Below are 15,582 nucleotides of genomic sequence, written 5' to 3' on the forward strand. Positions count from 1 at the left end.
CCCGGGCACCCGGTGTTCGGGCGCCCGGGGCGTCAGGACCTCGTGCCGCTTACTTGGCGACCTTGGCGAGGACGTCGCGCGCCGAGAGGATCAGCAGCTCGTCGCCGCCGTACTTCACCTCGGTGCCGCCGTACTTGGAGTAGATGACCTTGTCGCCGACGGCGACGTCGACCGGCACGCGGTTGCCGTTGTCGTCCACGCGACCCGGGCCCACGGCCAGGACCTCGCCCTCCTGGGGCTTCTCCTTGGCGGTGTCCGGGATGACGAGACCGGAAGCGGTCGTCTGCTCCGCGTCGAGCGGCTTGACGACGATGCGGTCCTCGAGCGGAGTGATGGAGACCGACACTGGTGCGGCCCTCCCCTTCTGCTTCAGCGAACGTGGCGTACGGGACGGTCGGTGGGGTGGGGAGCGGACGCACGTCGTCGCGGGTGCCGTTCGGCCGCTGCCCCGTTGGCACTCCCCCGTGAGGAGTGCCACCGACGCTGCGCGCGACGTTAGCACTCACGACCGGCGAGTGCCAGGTCCGGGGCCCTCCTGGCAGCATCCACCGGGTGAACACCGAGGACGTCCAGGCCCTGCGGTCCCCCGCCGGCCGTTCCCTGCTCGCCGAGCTGGCCGGCACCGCCGCCGAGGACCCCGTCGCCCTCGCCGCCCGGCTGCGCCGCACCGGGCACGACCCGGCGCTCGCCGCCCTGGCCACCACCCAGGTGCGGCTGCGGGAACGGGCCGCCGCGAAGTTCGGCCCCCGCGCCCACGAGCTGCTGCTCACCGCGGCCGGCGCCGAGCAGGCCACCCGCGCCGTCGTCGCCGCCGAGCACGCCCGGCGGTTCGCGGCCGCCGGCGTGACCCGGGTCGCCGACCTCGGCTGCGGCGTCGGGGCCGACTCCCTGGCCTTCCTCGACGCCGGCCTGGACGTCCTGCCCGTCGACGCCGACCCGGTCACCGCGGCCGTCGCCGCCCACAACCTCGGGGTGCCGGTGCGCTGCGAGGACGTGCGCGGCGGGGTCGTCGACGAGCTGGCGCCCACCGACGGCGCCTGGTTCGACCCGGCGCGGCGCACCTCCGGCGGGCGGCGCGTCTTCGACCCCGAGGCCACCTCCCCGCCCCTGTCGTTCGTGCTGGCCACCGCGGCGCGGGTCCCGGCCACCGGCGCCAAGCTCGCCCCCGGCCTGCCGCACGACCTCGTGCCGCCCGGCGCCGAGGCGCAGTGGACGTCCGTGGACGGCGACGTCGTCGAGTGCGCCCTGTGGTGCGGCCCGCTGGCCCGGCCCGGCACCGGCCGCAGCGCCCGGGTGGTCCGGGGCTCCACCGCCCTGGAGCTGGACGACACCGACCTGCCCGTGGCGGCCGTCGGGGACGTCGGGGAGTACCTGCACGAACCGGACGGGGCCGTCATCCGCGCCGGGCTCGTGGGCCGCGTTGCGCACGACCTCGGCGGCCGGCTGGTCGACGAGACGATCGCCTACGTCACGACCGACCACGCGGCCACGTCGGGCTTCACCCGCTCGTTCCGGGTCCTGGAGGTCGCGCCGTTCGGCCTGAAGGCGCTGCGCGCGCGGCTGCGGGCCCTGGACGTCGGCGCGCTGACGGTGAAGAAGCGCGGGACGGCCGTCGACCCCGACCAGCTGCGGAAGCAGCTCGCGCTCAAGGGGTCCCGCCCGGCGACGATCGTGCTGACCCGGGTGCGGGGCAGGCAGAGCGTGCTGGTCGTCGACCCCGTCAGCTGAGGCGCGCCCGCAGCACCAGCGCGTCGATGTCGTCGGGCTGGTAGTACCGGGCGCGGCGGGCGATCTGCTCGAACCCCTCGCTGCGGTACAGGTGCTGCGCGGGCTCGTTGTCGGCGCGGACCTCCAGCAGCAGGTGCCTCGCCCCGGCCGCGACCGCCTCGGCCCGCAGCGCCCGCAGCAGCTCCCGCCCCGTCCCCCGGCCCTGCCGGTCGCGGGCCACGCCGACGGTCTGCACGTCGGCCTCGGCGCCGTTGACCGCGATCCCGCCGTACCCGACGACCCGCCCGTCCTCCACGGCGACCAGGAAGCGCCGGTTGGGGCGGGCCAGCTCACCCCAGAACGACTCCGGGGACCACGCGGTGGCGTCGAACAGGTCCGCCTCCAGGGCGTGCACGTCGGCCAGGTCCCACCAGCGCATCTCCCGCAGCTCCACCCGCGCGAGGGTACGGGCCGCCGCTAGGCCGTGACGCGCTTGCGCGCCCCCGGCTCGGTGGCGTCCGGGCGCCGCAGGTACAGCGGCTCCGGCGGCAGCAGGCCCAGCCCCCCGCGCCCGGCGAGCGCGTCCACCGCCAGCTGCGCCAGCGCCCCGCCGTCCACGACGAGGGGCCCGCGCTCGGCGCCCAGGACGTCGGGGTACAGCCGGGTGCCCGACCCGACGACCGGCACGTCGGCCCGGACGTCCGCGGGAGCCCCGACGTCCGGGCCCGCGGTCCGCCGCACCCCCTCGGCGGTGGCGACGTAGCGGGCGGTGTGGACCTCCCGGCGGCGGGCGTCGGTGGCGACGAGGAACTCCCCGTCCAGCCCGCCGGCGGCGGCCTGGGCCGCGAGCGCGTCGAGCGAGCAGACGCCGTGCACGCGCGCGCCCCACGCCAGCGCCAGCGAGCGCGCGGTGACGATGCCGACCCGCAGCCCCGTGTACGGGCCCGGGCCGACCCCCACGGCGACGTCGGTGACGTCGGTGCGCTCGCGGCCGGCGTCGGCCAGCACCGCGGCGATCGTGGGGACGAGGACCTCGTTGTGGCTGCGGGCCGTCCCGGCGCGGGCGGACCGCAGGACCCGCTCGCCGTCGTGGAGGGCGACCGCCACCCCGTCGGTCGCGGTGTCGAGGGCGAGGAGCAGCACGCGGGGATCGTACGCGCGCGGGCGCCGCCGTCAGGCCCGCGGGTGGGTGGCCCGGCGGGCGAACCGCACGGACGCGGCGAACACCGCCGGGGCGTCCCGGTCGCTGGTCAGCTCGTGGAAGCTGTTGGCGTACACCACTTCCGACACCTCCGTCGAGGACACCCCGGCCAGCACGAGGCGGGAGGACAGCGCGGGCACGACGTGGTCGACGCGCGAGCGCAGCAGCAGCAGCGGCTGGTGCACGAGCGCCAGGTCGCGCCGCACGTCCCGCCAGCCGGCGGTCTGGGACACCAGCGCCCGCAGCGGCGTCCGGTCGTAGGCCAGCACCGAGGCGGTGGGGTCGGACAGGTCCCCCGCGATCGCCGGCCACCCCGGCAGCAGCCGGCCCAGCGTCCACACCGCGCCGGCCCGCCACGGGTCGAGCGCGACGGCGGGGTTGGCCAGCACGAGGGCGTGGACGCGGTCGGGGTGCAGCTGCGCCAGCCGCAGCGCCAGCGCACCGCCCATGGAGATCCCCGCGACGAGCACCACCTCGTGCTCCAGCCGGCCCAGCGCCGCCTCGACCGCGGACAGCCAGTCGGCCCAGGTGCTGCGGTTGCAGTCGGCCACGGTCGTGCCGTGCCCGGGCAGCAGCGGCACCTCCACGTCGAACCCGGCGGCGTGGAACTCCTCGGCCCAGCCGGCCACGCTCAGCGGGGTCGCGGTGAAGCCGTGCACGACCAGGACCGCGGCGCGCGGGCGGTCGCGGTGGCGGCGGGAGAAGCCCCGCACCCGCTCGTCGGTCGAGCGCTGCGCGAGGTTCACCGCAGCTCGACCCCCGCCCAGCGCTCGCCGACGCCCCGCAGCCGCGCGCGCCGGGGCTCGACGGGCGCGTCGCCCTCGACGTCGACGGCGCCGTGCGGGCGCAGCAGCTCGATCTCCAGGCGGTCCCCGGCGAGGTCCTCGACGAGGCCGCGGCCCCACTCGACGACCGTGACGGCCTCGGCCGCCGAGGTGTCCAGGTCCAGGTCGTCGACCTCGGCCAGCGACCCGAGCCGGTAGGCGTCCACGTGCACCAGCGGCGGCCCGCCCACCAGGGACGGGTGCTCGCGGGCGATGACGAACGTGGGCGAGGTGACGGGCCCGCGGACCCCCAGGCCCTCGGCCAGGCCCCGGGTGAACGTCGTCTTGCCCGCCCCGAGGTCACCGGCCAGGACGAGGAGGTCCCCGGCCCGCAGGAGCGCCCCGAGGCGGCGCCCGAACGCGGCCGTCTCCTCCGGGGTGCGCAGCTCCAGCTCGGTCACCGGGCCCTCCGTCCCCGGGTGCGCCGCGCCAGCGGGACGACGACCTCCTGCACGGTCCCGGCCACCGGGGCCCGGCGCGACAGCAACCGCTCCAGCCGCGCGGTCACCACCGACGGGTGCTCCAGCATCAGCAGGTGCCCGGCCCCCCGCACCAGGACGTGCTCGGCGCCGGGGATCGCCTCGGCGATCTCGCGGCCGTGCGCGGCGGGGGTCATGAGGTCGCGCTCGGCGGTCAGCACCAGGACGGGCCGGCCGGCCAGCCCGGCGAGCGCCTCGCGCTCGTCGAGGGTGCTGAACGCGGGCAGCAGGTCGGCGATGACGTCCACGGGGGTCTGCGCCATCATCCGCGCCGACAGGCGCAGCAGCTCCGGCGCGACGGGGCCGGCGAAGTTCCAGTGCCGCACCAGGAGCTGCTCCAGGTCCGCGCCCGCGCGCCGACTGCGCTCGAGGACGTCGTAGCGGTGCCCGGCGCGTTCGAGGGCCAGCTCGGCCCAGCGCACCAGGTGGTGCCCCAGCATCGGCAGGCCGTGGTCGACGGCGGCCATCCCGCCCGCGCTGGTGGCCATCAGGGCGACGGCCGACACCCGGGGCAGCAGGTCCGGGCGGCGGGCGGCGAGCTCCATGACGGTCATGCCGCCCAGGGAGTGCCCCACCAGGACCACCGGCCCGGTGGGCGCGACGGCGTCGATCACCTGGCCGAGGTCGTCGGCGAGCCGGGCGACGCTGACCGGGCCGGCGGGGCCGCGCCCGGAGCGGCCGTGGCCGCGCTGGTCGGGGAGGACGAGGCGGTACCGGCCGCGCAGGGCGAGCCGCTGGAAGTGCCAGCAGTCGCTGGACAGGGCGTACCCGTGGCAGAGCACGACGGTCGGGGCGCCGGAGCCGTGGGCGGGGCCGACCGGGTCCACGTCGACGTGCAGCCGCGCGCCGTCGTCGGTGACGACCTCGACGGGTTCACCGGTCAGCGGGTGCAGCTCCTCGCGCCGCGCGCCGGGCGCGTGCCGGCGCGCCCGCAGCGACGGCCTCACGCGCACGCCCCCACCCGCTGCGGCGCGGCGGGCCCGCGCGCGGCGTGCTCCCGGTAGGCGCGCGGCACCCGGGCCCCGATGCGGGTGACGACCTCCCAGGAGATCGTCCCGGCGGCGGCGGCCCAGTCGTCGGCCGTCGCCTCCCCGTGCCGGCCGGGGCCGAACACGACCGCGACGTCGCCGGGGGCGGCGTCGTCGTCGCCGAGGTCGACGACCAGCTGGTCCATGCAGACGCGGCCGGCGATGCGCCGCCGGGTCCCCCCGACGAGCACCTCCCCGGAGCGCTCGCCGTCCCAGGACGCGTGCCGCGGCACCCCGTCGCCGTAGCCGACGGGCACCAGGCCGAGGGTCGTGGCGGCCGGGACGGTGTACGTCAGGCCGTAGGAGACGCCCGCCCCGGCCGGGACCCGGCGCACGTGCGCGAGCCGGGCCAGCAGCGTCATCGCCGGTTCCAGCCCCAGCTGCGCGCCCGTGGCGCGCTCGGGGGCGGGGCTGAGCCCGTAGACGGCGAGCCCGGCGCGGACCAGGTCGTAGCGGGCGGCGGGCACGAAGAACGCCGCCGCGGAGTTCGCGTGGTGCCGCAGGCCCGGGTCGACCCCGTGCTCGCGGGCGGTCGCCAGCGCGGCCTCGAAGGCCGCCAGCTGCGCCGGGACGGACGGGTCGGCGGGCACGTCGGCGCTGGCGAAGTGCGCCCACGTCCCGCGCACGCGCAGGTCACCGGCCGCGACGTGCCCGGCGACGGCGTCGAGCAGCGCGGGCCACTGCTCCGGGGACGCCCCGCCGCGCGACATCCCGGTGTCGACCTCCAGGTGCACGTCGGCGCGGCGACCGGCGGCGCGGGCGGCCGCGGCGACGGCCTCCACCGCCCAGACCGCGGCGACGGACAGGTCGACCCCGGCCCGCACGGCGGGGACCAGGTCGGCGCCGGGGGTGAGGATCCAGGCCAGGACGTCCGCGTCCACCCCGGCGGCGCGCAGCGCGAGCGCCTCGTGGACGTGCGCGACCCCCAGCCAGGTCGCCCCGCCCGCGAGCGCCGCCCGGGCCACCGGGACCAGGCCGTGGCCGTAGGCGTCGGCCTTCACCACGGCCATCACCTCGGCCGGGCCGACGGCGGCGCGGACGGCCCCGACGTTGCGCGCGACCGCCCCCAGGTCGACGAGGGCCACCGCGGGCGCACCGTCCGGGACGTCCGCCGCCAGGTCGTCCACGGGGTCGGGCGGGACGTCGAGGGGTACACCGGGTCGTGGATGCACTCCTCGACGGTACCCGGCCCCGCCTCAGCGCCCGGGCCGGTCCCACCCCGGCAGGCCGGTCAGGGCCGCCGGCACGGCGTCGGCGACGTCGAGGGCCGCCAGGGGCCCGCCCGCGGACGCGAGCTCGGCGGCCCGGCCGTGCAGGACGGCGGCGTCGGCGGCCACCACGGCCGGGTCGTCACCGGGCCGGGAGGCCAGGGCCGCGCCCAGGATCCCCGCCAGGACGTCGCCCGCCCCGGCGGTGGACAGCCAGGCGGGGGCCGCGGCGGCCGTCAGCACCCGGTCCCCGACCACGGTGGTGACGGTGCCCTTGACCAGGACGGTGGCACCGGTCCGCTCGTGCGCGCGGCGCGCGAACGTCAGCGGGTCGGCCTCCACCGCGGCCCGGTCCACGCCCAGCAGCCGGGCCAGCTCCCCGGCGTGCGGGGTCAGCACGTGCTGCGGGCCCAGCGCGTCCGGCAGACCGGCCAGGGCGCCGGCGTCGACGACGGCCGGTTCGCCGGAGGCCAGCGCGTCGCGGACCCGGGCCTGCTGCTCGGGGTCGTCCGGGGAGACGCCCGGGCCCAGGACCCACGCCTGCACCCGGCCCGGCCCGGCGACGGCCTCGGGCCGGCGCTGCCGGACCAGCTCGGTGGGGTGGTCCGGGCCGAGGTAGCGGACCATGCCGGCGCCGGCGCGGACGGCGGCCTCCACGGCCAGGACCGCGGCGCCGGTGTAGTCCGGCCCGCCGGCCACGACGCCGACGACGCCGCGGGAGTACTTGTCGTCCGCGGGCCGGGCGCGGCGCCAGCGGGCGGCGACGTCGGCGGGCTCGACCCGCTCCACGGCGGGCGCGGGCAGCTCGCCCAGCCCGATGTCGGCCACGAGCAGCCGGCCGCAGAACCCGGCGGCCGGGCCGAGCAGGTGGGCGGGCCGGGCGGTGCCGAACGTCACGGTCACGTCGGCGGCCGCCACCTCGCCGGTGACGGCGCCGGAGTCGGCGTCCAGGCCCGACGGCAGGTCCACGGCCACGACGACGGGCCCGGTCAGCGCGGACAGCCCCTCGAGGGCCGGCCGCAGGCCGCCGCGACCGCCGAGGCCGGCGATGCCGTCCAGGACGAGGTCGGCGGCGGCGCAGACCGCCTCGTCCCCCGGTACCCAGGGCCGCGACCGCACCCCGGCGCGACCGGCGGCGGCCAGGGCCCCGGGGTGCGCGCGGTCGGCGGTCAGCAGCGCGGTGACCGCCGCGCCGCGCCGGGCCAGCCGGGCGGCCGCCAGCAGCGCGTCACCGCCGTTGTCGCCGGACCCGGCCAGGACGACGACCGAGCGGCCCGCGACCCCGGCGGTGGTGTCCCGCAGCAGGTCGGCGCACACCACGTCGAGGGCAGCGGCGGCGCGGTCCATCAGCGTCCCCGGCGCCAGGCCCGCCAGCGCGGCCCGCTCGGCCGCGCGGACGTCCTGCGCGCGGTGCGCGCCGATCACTTGCCCTCCGCGACCACCATGGCGGTGGCGATGCCGGCGTCGTGCGACAGGGACAGGTGGAAGGTGCCCACGCCCATCTCCTTGGCGATCTTCTTGGCGCTGCCCTTGACGACGATCTGCGGGCGGTGCCCGTCCTCGCGCTCGACGACGACGTCGCGCCACACCAGCCCCACGGGCGCGCCGAGGGACTTCGCGACGGCCTCCTTGGCCGCGAACCGGGCCGCGAGCGACTCCGGCGGCAGCCCGCGCTCACCGTCCCCGAAGAGCCGTTCGAGCAGCAGCGGCGTGCGCTCGACCTGTCGCCTGAAACGGGCGACGTCGACGACGTCGATCCCGATGCCGATGATCATCCGTGCACCCCTCCACGCCTCCGACCTCCGCCGGCGTCACGCTCCCACGAGGGCCCGCGACGCCCGACGGCGGGGGGTCGGCCACGATCACGCGGGGGTGCTCACTCCACGGTGACGGACTTCGCCAGGTTCCGGGGCTGGTCGACGTCGAGCCCCTTGGCGGTGGCCAGCTCGCAGGCGAACACCTGCAGCGGCACGACGGCCAGCAGCGGCGACAGCAGCGTCGAGGTCCGCGGGATGCGGATCACGACGTCGGCGAACGGCTCGACCGCGGTGTCGCCCTGCTCGGCGATCACCAGGGTCCGGGCCCCGCGGGCGCGGACCTCCTGGATGTTGGAGACGACCTTGGAGTGCAGCGAGTCGCGCCCGCGCGGGCTGGGGACGACGACGAACACCGGCTGGCCGGGTTCGACGAGCGCGATGGGGCCGTGCTTGAGCTCCCCGGCCGCGAAACCCTCGGCGTGGATGTAGGCGAGCTCCTTCAGCTTCAGCGCCCCCTCCATCGCGACCGGGTACCCGACGTGCCGGCCCAGGAACAGCACCGAGCGGGTGTCGGCCATGTAGCGGGCGATCTCGCGGACCTGCTCCAGGCCGTCGAGGACCTGCCGCACCTGCCCGGGGATCTCGTGCAGCTGGGCCAGGACCTCCCCGACCTCGTCGGCGAACTTGTTCCCGCGCAGCTGGGCCAGGTACAGCCCCAGCAGGTAGCAGGCGGTGATCTGGGCCAGGAACGCCTTCGTCGACGCGACGGCGATCTCCGGACCGGCGTGGGTGTAGAGGACGGCGTCGGACTCGCGCGGGATCGTCGACCCGTTGGTGTTGCAGATCGCCAGGACCTTCGCGCCCTGCTCGCGGGCGTGCCGCACCGCCATGATCGTGTCCATCGTCTCCCCGGACTGGGAGATGGCGACGACGAGCGTGCGCTCGGACACGACGGGGTCGCGGTAGCGGAACTCGTGGGCGAGCTCGACCTCGACGGGGATGCGGCACCAGTGCTCGACGGCGTACTTCGCGACCTGCCCCGCGTACGCGGCCGTCCCGCAGGCGATGACGACGATCTTGTCGATGCTGCGCAGTTCCGCCTCGGGGATCTTCATCTCGTCCAGCTGCAACCGGCCGGCCGCGTCGACCCGGCCCAGCAGCGTGTCGGCGATGGCCTGCGGCTGGTCGTGGATCTCCTTGGCCATGAACGAGGGGTACCCGCCCTTCTCGGCGGCCGCGGCGTCCCAGTCCACGTGGAACCGGCGGCCCTCCACGGGCGTGCCGTCGAAACCGGTGACGGCGACCGAGGTCGGGGTGATCGTCACGACCTGGTCCTGACCCAGTTCCAGGGCCTCGCGGGTGGACCCGATGAACGCCGCGACGTCCGAGCCCAGGTAGTTCGCGCCGTCGCCGAGCCCCACGACCAGCGGGGAGTTGCGGCGCGCGCCGACGATGGTGTCGGGCGCGTCGGCGTGCACGGCGAGCAGCGTGAACGCGCCCTCCAGCCGCAGGCAGACCGCGCGCATGGCCTCGGTGAGGTCCCCGCCGGCCCCGCCGTCGCCGTCGTACGCGCGCGCCAGCAGGTGCGCGACGACCTCGGTGTCGGTCTCGCTGGTGAACTCGACCCCGGTCGCGACCAGCTCGGCGCGCAGCGTCGCGAAGTTCTCCACGATGCCGTTGTGGATGACGGCGACCCGGCCGCCGACCCCCACGTGCGGGTGCGCGTTGGCGTCGGTGGGGCCGCCGTGGGTGGCCCAGCGGGTGTGGCCGATGGCCGTGGCCGTCGCCGGCAGCGGGTCGGCGCCCAGGACCTCGACGAGGTTGGCGAGCTTGCCCGCCTTCTTGCGGGTCTGCACGCCCTCGGGCGTGACGGCGGCGATCCCGGCCGAGTCGTACCCCCGGTACTCCAGCCGCCGCAGGCCCTCCAGGACCACCTCGGTGCCCTGCTGGGCAGCCCCCACGTACCCGACGATTCCGCACATGGGATCGAGGGTACGGTCCCGTCCCGGCGCGCGGCCCCGGCCTCGCCGGGGCGTCGCCCGCCGGGGCCACCGGGTAGCCTCTCGCCGGTGAGCTCGGGTGCGTCGGCGTCGCTGTCCTCGGTAGCGGCGGGGTCGGCGAGCACCCCCACCCCGTACGTGGTGCTCGACCGGGCGCACTGGAGCGCCCTGCGCGCCAGCACCCCGCTGACCCTGACGGCCGAGGACGTCGCCCGGCTGCGCGGCCTCGGCGACCGCGTCGACCTGCGGGAGGTCGAGGAGGTGTACCTGCCGCTGTCGCGGCTGCTGACCCTGTACGACCGGTCCGCCGGGTCGCTGCACGCGGCGACCTCCACGTTCCTCGGGGAGGACGTGCAGCGCACCCCCTTCGTCATCGGCATCGCCGGGTCCGTCGCCGTCGGCAAGTCCACCACCGCCCGCGTCCTGCGCGAACTGCTGTCGCACTGGCCCGAGACCCCCCGGGTCGAACTGGTCACGACGGACGGTTTCCTGATGCCGAACGCCGAGCTGGAACGGCGCGGCATCCTGCACCGCAAGGGGTTCCCCGAGAGCTACGACCGGCGCGCGCTGCTGCGGTTCCTGGCCGCGGTGAAGTCCGGCGTCCCCGAGGTGCGGGCGCCGGTCTACTCCCACCTCGTCTACGACATCGTCCCGGACGAGCACATCGTGGTCCGCTCCCCCGACGTGCTCATCGTCGAGGGGCTGAACGTCCTGCAACCGGCGCGGGTCCGCGCCGACGGGACCCAGGGCGTCGCGGTCAGCGACTACTTCGACTTCTCCCTGTACGTCGACGCCCGCAGCGAGGACGTGCGGAACTGGTACGTGCACCGGTTCCTGGAACTGCGCCGCACGGCGTTCTCGAAACCCGAGTCGTACTTCCACCGCTACGCCGCCCTCACCGACGAGGAGGCCGTCGCGCGGGCCGGGCGGATCTGGAACGACATCAACGGCCCGAACCTGGCCGAGAACGTGCTGCCGACGCGCGGCCGGGCGACCTGCGTCCTGCAGAAGGGCGCCGACCACTCGGTGCGTCAGGTGCGGTTGCGCAAGGTCTGACCGGTCCTCACAGCGCCAGGCGGACGCGCACCACGTCGGCGAGCCGGTCGGCGACGGCCTGCGCCTGCTCCTGGTGGGCGGCCTCGACCATGACCCGCACGAGCGGTTCGGTGCCGCTGGGGCGCAGCAGCACCCGGCCGGTCGCGCCGAGCTCGGCCTCGGCCCCGGCCACGGCGGCGAGCAGGTCGTCGTCGCAGCCCGCGCGGGACTTGTCGACCCCGCGGACGTTGACCAGGACCTGCGGCAGCCGCTGCACGACGCCGGCCAGGTCGGCCAGGGAGCGGCCCGTCTCGGCCATCCGGGCCATCAGGTGCAGCCCCGTCAGGACGCCGTCGCCGGTGCGGGCGTGCGCCGGGAGCACCACGTGCCCGCTCTGCTCGCCGCCGATGCTCCACCGCCCGGCGTTGAGGGCCTCCAGCACGTACCGGTCGCCGACGGCCGTCTCGACCACGGTGACGCCCTCGCGCTGCATGGCGAGCTTGAGGCCGAGGTTGCTCATGACGGTCGCGACGAGCGTGTCCTCCACGAGCTGCCCGCGGTCGCGCAGGGCCAGGGCCAGGACGGCCATGATCTGGTCGCCGTCGACGTCGTTCCCCGCCGCGTCCACCGCCAGGCACCGGTCGGCGTCCCCGTCGTGGGCCAGGCCCAGGTCGGCGCCGTGCGCGACGACGGCCGCCCGGACCGGGCCCAGGTGGGTGGAACCCACGCCGTCGTTGATGTTCAGCCCGTCGGGGGCGGCGGCCAGGACGGTGACCCGGGCCCCGGCCTCGCGCAGCACCCGCGGCGAGAGGGCGCTCGCCGCGCCGTGGGCGCAGTCGACGACGACGTGCAGCCCCGCCAGGGACGACGGCCCGCCGGGCAGCGTCGACAGCAGGTGGTCGGCGTAGGCGTCCTGGGCGTCCTGCTCCACGTCGGGACCGGCGTGGACCCGCCCGACCCCCGCCCCCGTGGGGCGGCGCGCCGTGCCGGAGCGGTACGCGGCCTCGATGCGGTCCTCGACGTCGTCGGGCAGCTTCGTGCCGCCGCGGGCGAAGATCTTCAGCCCGTTGTCCGGCATGGCGTTGTGGGACGCGGAGAGCATCACGCCGAAGTCGGCCCCGGAGGTGTCGACCAGGTGCGCCAGCGCGGGGGTCGGGACGACGCCGACGTCCAGCACGTCGACCCCGGAGGCGGCCAGCCCGGCGACCACGGCCGCGGACAGGAACTCCCCCGAGGCGCGCGGGTCGCGGGCCACCATCGCCCGCGGCCGGGCCTGGCCGGTGTCGTCGACGAGGACGGTGGCCGCGGCCACCGCCAGCCCCATCGCCGTCTCGGCGGTCAGGTCGACGTTCGCCAGCCCCCGCACCCCGTCGGTCCCGAAGAGCCGCCCCACGTTCGTCCCCTTCCCCACTCGGCCGGTCCCGGCCCCAGACGACACGACGGCCCCGGGAGACTCCCGGGGCCGTCGTGACGGTACTCGCTGACAGGCGCTGGATCAGCGCTTGCTGAACTGCGGCGCCTTGCGGGCCTTCTTCAGACCGGCCTTCTTGCGCTCGATGACGCGCGGGTCGCGGGTCAGGAAGCCGGCCTTCTTCAGGGCCGGGCGGTTCGCCTCGAGGTCGACGGCGTTCAGCGCACGCGCCACGCCGAGGCGCAGGGCGCCGGCCTGGCCGGAGGAGCCACCGCCGTGGATGCGGGCGATGACGTCGAACGACCCCTCGAGTGCGGTGACGCGGAACGGCTCGTTGACGAGCTGCTGGTGCACCTTGTTCGGGAAGTAGTCGTCCAGCTCGCGGCCGTTGATCTTCCACTGGCCGGTGCCGGGGACGATGCGCACGCGGGCGACGGCCTCCTTGCGGCGGCCGGTGGCCCCGCCGGGGGCGATGATGCTGTTGCCGCCGGTGGCCGGGGCGGACGATTCCGACGTGTAGGACCCGTCGAACTCGTCGGTCTCGGTGATGTCCTCGACGACGTCTTCGGTCGTGTACTCGCTCACGATGCTCCTCGCTCCGCTCAGTTGGCCGTGTTGGTGCCGCGGCTCACTGCGCGACCTGGGTGATCGTGAAGGGCACGGGCTGCTGCGCCGCGTGCGGGTGCTCCGGGCCGGCGTAGACCTTGAGCTTGCTCAGGACCTGACGGCCGAGGGAGTTCTTGGGGATCATGCCGCGGATGGCCTTCTCGACGGCCTTCTCCGGGTTCTTGTCGAGCAGCTCGACGTAGCTGGTGGCCTTCAGGCCGCCCGGGTAGCCGGAGTGGCGGTAGGCGACCTTCTGCTCGCGCTTGGAGCCGGTCAGGGCCACCTTCGCGGCGTTGACGATGATGACGTAGTCGCCACCGTCGACGTGCGGGGCGAACGTCGCCTTGTGCTTGCCGCGGAGCAGGGTCGCGGCCTGGACGGCCAGACGGCCCAGGACGACGTCCTCCGCGTCGATGACGAGCCAACGGCGGTCGATGTCGCCCGGCTTGGGGGTGAACGTGCGCACGGGGGTTACCCATCTCCTCGGACGATTGCGGACTGGGCCCGCGCTCGAATCCTCCGGCGCCGGGAAGATCCCGAACCTGACGGCAGGTACTGCGTGGGCACAACGACCCATGACGTTACCTGCCGTTCGCCGGGTGGGTCAAAACGGCGGGTGGCCGCCGCTCAGCGCACCCGCTCCACGCGCGCGACGTCCCACACGGGCTCGGGCGTCTCCACGACGCGGCCGTCCTCCCCGAACAGCAGGAACCGGTCGAAGCCGCGGGCGAACCAGCGGTCGTGCGTCACCGCCACCACCGTCCCCTCGAAGGCCGCCAGCGCCCGCTCCAGGGCCTCGGCCGAGTGCAGGTCGAGGTTGTCGGTCGGCTCGTCCAGCAGCAGCAGCGTCGCCCCGGACAGCTCCAGCAGCAGGATCTGCAGCCGCGCCTGCTGACCGCCGGACAGGTGCTCGAACAGCTGCTCGGCCGCCTCCGCCAGCCCGTACCGGTCCAGCGCGCGGCCCGCGGCCTCCCGGTCCAGGCCGTCGCGGTGGGAGTTCCCGCGGTGCAGCACGTCCAGCAGCGTCCGCCCCACCAGGGCCGGCTGCTCGTGCGTCTGGGCGAACCAGCCCGGCCGCACCCGCGCCCCCAGGCGCACCGACCCGCGGTGCTCCACCGGCGCCGGGACGTGCTCGTCGACGGGCAGGTGCTCGGCGTCGGGGTCGGACCCGCCGGCGGCGAGCAGGCGCAGGAAGTGCGACTTGCCCGAGCCGTTGGACCCCAGCACCGCCACCCGGTCGCCCAGCCACAGCTCGGCGTCGAAGGGCTTCATCAGCCCCGACAGCTCCAGCCCCTCCACGACCACCGCCCGCTTGCCGGTGCGCCCGCCGCGCAGGCGCATCCGCACGTCCTGCGCGGCCGGCGGGGCCTGCGGCGGGCCGGCCTCCTCGAACTTCGCCAGCCGGGTCTGGGCCGCGGCGTACCGCGAGGCCATGCCGTCGTTGAACTTCGACTTCTCCCGCAGCGTCACCACCAGCGTGCGCAGCTTCACGCGCTCCTCGTCCCAGCGCCGGCGCAGCTCCTCCAGGCGCTCCCCGCGGGCCTGCCGGGCGGCGCCGTACTCGGCGAAGGAGCCGCCGTGCGTCCACGCCACGGCCCCCAGCGCCCCCGGCTCGAGGGTGACGACGCGGTCGGCCGCCGCCGCGAGCAGCTCGCGGTCGTGGCTGACCAGCAGCACCGACTTCGACGTCGCCCGCAGCTGCTCCTCCAGCCAGCGCTTGCCGGGCACGTCGAGGTAGTTGTCCGGCTCGTCCAGCAGCAGCACGCCCTCGGGACCGCGCAGCAGCGCCTCCAGCACCAGCCGCTTCTGCTCCCCGCCCGACAGGGTGCGCACCAGCCGGTTGCGGCACCGGTCGAACGGGACCCCCAGGGCCGCCAGGGTGCACTCGTCCCAGACGACCTCCTGCTCGTAGCCGCCGGCGTCGCCGAAGTCGGCCAGGGCCTGCGCGTAGCGCATCTGCGACTTCTCGGTCCCGTCCTCGACCATCGCGGCCTCGGTCGCCTCGACGGCCGCGAAGGCGGCGCGCAGCGGCGCGGGGGCGACGTGGACGAGCAGCTCGGCCACCGACGTCCCGTCGCGCACCGACCCCACGAACTGCCGCATGACGCCCAGCCCGCCGCTGCGGGCGATCGAGCCGGCCTGGACGGGCTCGTCGCCGGCGATGAGCCGCAGCAGCGTCGTCTTGCCCGTCCCGTTGGGGCCGATGAGCGCCGTCGTGGAGCCGTCGGCCACCCGGAAGGCGATGTGGTCCAGCAGGGGACGCCCGTCGGGGAGCTCGTGGCTCAGCCCGGAGACGTCGACGTGTCCACTCGCAGATCCAGCCACG

General features: G+C 76.3%; 16 protein-coding genes. 2 read left to right on the plus strand and 14 right to left on the minus strand.

Annotated features, from left to right (window positions below):
• Nucleotides 1–49 precede the first annotated feature (49 nt).
• Nucleotides 50–346 carry a co-chaperone GroES gene (gene groES / locus ACRYM6_RS10100; RefSeq protein ID WP_012084928.1) on the minus strand — a complete coding sequence of 99 codons (297 nt, stop codon included), beginning with the start codon at nt 344–346 and terminating at the stop codon, nt 50–52.
• Nucleotides 347–552: 206 nt separating this feature from the next.
• Here groES and ACRYM6_RS10105 point away from each other — a divergent pair, with 206 nt between their 5' ends.
• Nucleotides 553–1,728 (plus strand): class I SAM-dependent methyltransferase, encoded by a 1,176-nt coding sequence (locus tag ACRYM6_RS10105; RefSeq protein ID WP_432542748.1) that lies wholly within the window; start codon nt 553–555, stop codon nt 1,726–1,728.
• Here ACRYM6_RS10105 and rimI read toward each other — a convergent pair.
• The 9 genes from rimI to glmS all read right to left on the minus strand — a co-directional run bounded on the left by rimI (nt 1,721) and on the right by glmS (nt 10,186).
• Nucleotides 1,721–2,161, minus strand: a complete 441-nt coding sequence (gene rimI / locus ACRYM6_RS10110; protein WP_432542749.1) for a ribosomal protein S18-alanine N-acetyltransferase — start codon at nt 2,159–2,161, stop codon at nt 1,721–1,723. The two genes, ACRYM6_RS10105 and rimI, sit on opposite strands and share 8 nt — an antisense overlap.
• 23 nt (nt 2,162–2,184) lie before the next feature.
• Complete coding sequence (gene tsaB, locus ACRYM6_RS10115) at nt 2,185–2,850, minus strand: tRNA (adenosine(37)-N6)-threonylcarbamoyltransferase complex dimerization subunit type 1 TsaB (RefSeq protein WP_432542750.1); 666 nt, start codon at nt 2,848–2,850, stop codon at nt 2,185–2,187.
• Between the two features lie 30 nt (nt 2,851–2,880).
• Entirely contained in the window at nt 2,881–3,654 is a 774-nt protein-coding gene (locus ACRYM6_RS10120) for an alpha/beta hydrolase (protein WP_432542751.1), read from the minus strand.
• Nucleotides 3,651–4,133 (minus strand): tRNA (adenosine(37)-N6)-threonylcarbamoyltransferase complex ATPase subunit type 1 TsaE, encoded by a 483-nt coding sequence (gene tsaE / locus ACRYM6_RS10125; RefSeq protein ID WP_432542752.1) that lies wholly within the window; start codon nt 4,131–4,133, stop codon nt 3,651–3,653. Before tsaE ends, ACRYM6_RS10120 begins: the two co-directional genes overlap by 4 nt.
• Nucleotides 4,130–5,158, minus strand: coding sequence for an alpha/beta fold hydrolase (locus ACRYM6_RS10130; protein ID WP_432542753.1), 1,029 nt, complete (start codon nt 5,156–5,158; stop codon nt 4,130–4,132). The genes tsaE and ACRYM6_RS10130 overlap by 4 nt, the downstream gene beginning before the upstream one ends.
• The gene (gene alr / locus ACRYM6_RS10135) at nt 5,155–6,411 is read right to left on the minus strand and encodes an alanine racemase (RefSeq protein WP_432542754.1); all 1,257 of its coding nucleotides are present in this window, start codon (nt 6,409–6,411) and stop codon (nt 5,155–5,157) included. Before alr ends, ACRYM6_RS10130 begins: the two co-directional genes overlap by 4 nt.
• Before the next feature lie 24 nt (nt 6,412–6,435).
• Nucleotides 6,436–7,872, minus strand: a complete 1,437-nt coding sequence (locus tag ACRYM6_RS10140; protein ID WP_432542755.1) for a bifunctional ADP-dependent NAD(P)H-hydrate dehydratase/NAD(P)H-hydrate epimerase — start codon at nt 7,870–7,872, stop codon at nt 6,436–6,438.
• Nucleotides 7,869–8,222: a holo-ACP synthase gene (locus ACRYM6_RS10145; RefSeq protein WP_432542757.1), complete on the minus strand. Its 354-nt coding sequence runs from the start codon at nt 8,220–8,222 to the stop codon at nt 7,869–7,871. Before ACRYM6_RS10145 ends, ACRYM6_RS10140 begins: the two co-directional genes overlap by 4 nt.
• 101 nt (nt 8,223–8,323) lie before the next feature.
• Nucleotides 8,324–10,186, minus strand: coding sequence for a glutamine--fructose-6-phosphate transaminase (isomerizing) (gene glmS, locus ACRYM6_RS10150; RefSeq protein WP_432542758.1), 1,863 nt, complete (start codon nt 10,184–10,186; stop codon nt 8,324–8,326).
• Nucleotides 10,187–10,273: 87 nt separating this feature from the next.
• Here glmS and coaA point away from each other — a divergent pair, with 87 nt between their 5' ends.
• Nucleotides 10,274–11,260 carry a type I pantothenate kinase gene (gene coaA / locus ACRYM6_RS10155; RefSeq protein WP_432542759.1) on the plus strand — a complete coding sequence of 329 codons (987 nt, stop codon included), beginning with the start codon at nt 10,274–10,276 and terminating at the stop codon, nt 11,258–11,260.
• Between the two features lie 7 nt (nt 11,261–11,267).
• Here the strand turns inward: coaA and glmM are convergent, their stop codons facing one another.
• The 4 genes from glmM to ACRYM6_RS10175 form a co-directional block, all read right to left on the minus strand.
• Nucleotides 11,268–12,632, minus strand: coding sequence for a phosphoglucosamine mutase (glmM, locus tag ACRYM6_RS10160; RefSeq protein ID WP_432542760.1), 1,365 nt, complete (start codon nt 12,630–12,632; stop codon nt 11,268–11,270).
• A gap of 102 nt (nt 12,633–12,734) precedes the next feature.
• A complete protein-coding gene (rpsI, locus tag ACRYM6_RS10165; protein ID WP_432509952.1) occupies nt 12,735–13,235 on the minus strand; it encodes a 30S ribosomal protein S9 in 501 nt (166 codons plus the stop codon).
• 43 nt (nt 13,236–13,278) lie between these two features.
• Nucleotides 13,279–13,722, minus strand: coding sequence for a 50S ribosomal protein L13 (rplM, locus tag ACRYM6_RS10170; protein ID WP_432542761.1), 444 nt, complete (start codon nt 13,720–13,722; stop codon nt 13,279–13,281).
• Between the two features lie 161 nt (nt 13,723–13,883).
• Entirely contained in the window at nt 13,884–15,581 is a 1,698-nt protein-coding gene (locus ACRYM6_RS10175; RefSeq protein ID WP_432542762.1) for an ABC-F family ATP-binding cassette domain-containing protein, read from the minus strand.
• Between the last annotated feature and the right edge of the window lies 1 nt (nt 15,582).

This window comes from Kineococcus rugosus (assembly GCF_050871975.1).
Taxonomy (GTDB): domain Bacteria; phylum Actinomycetota; class Actinomycetes; order Actinomycetales; family Kineococcaceae; genus Kineococcus.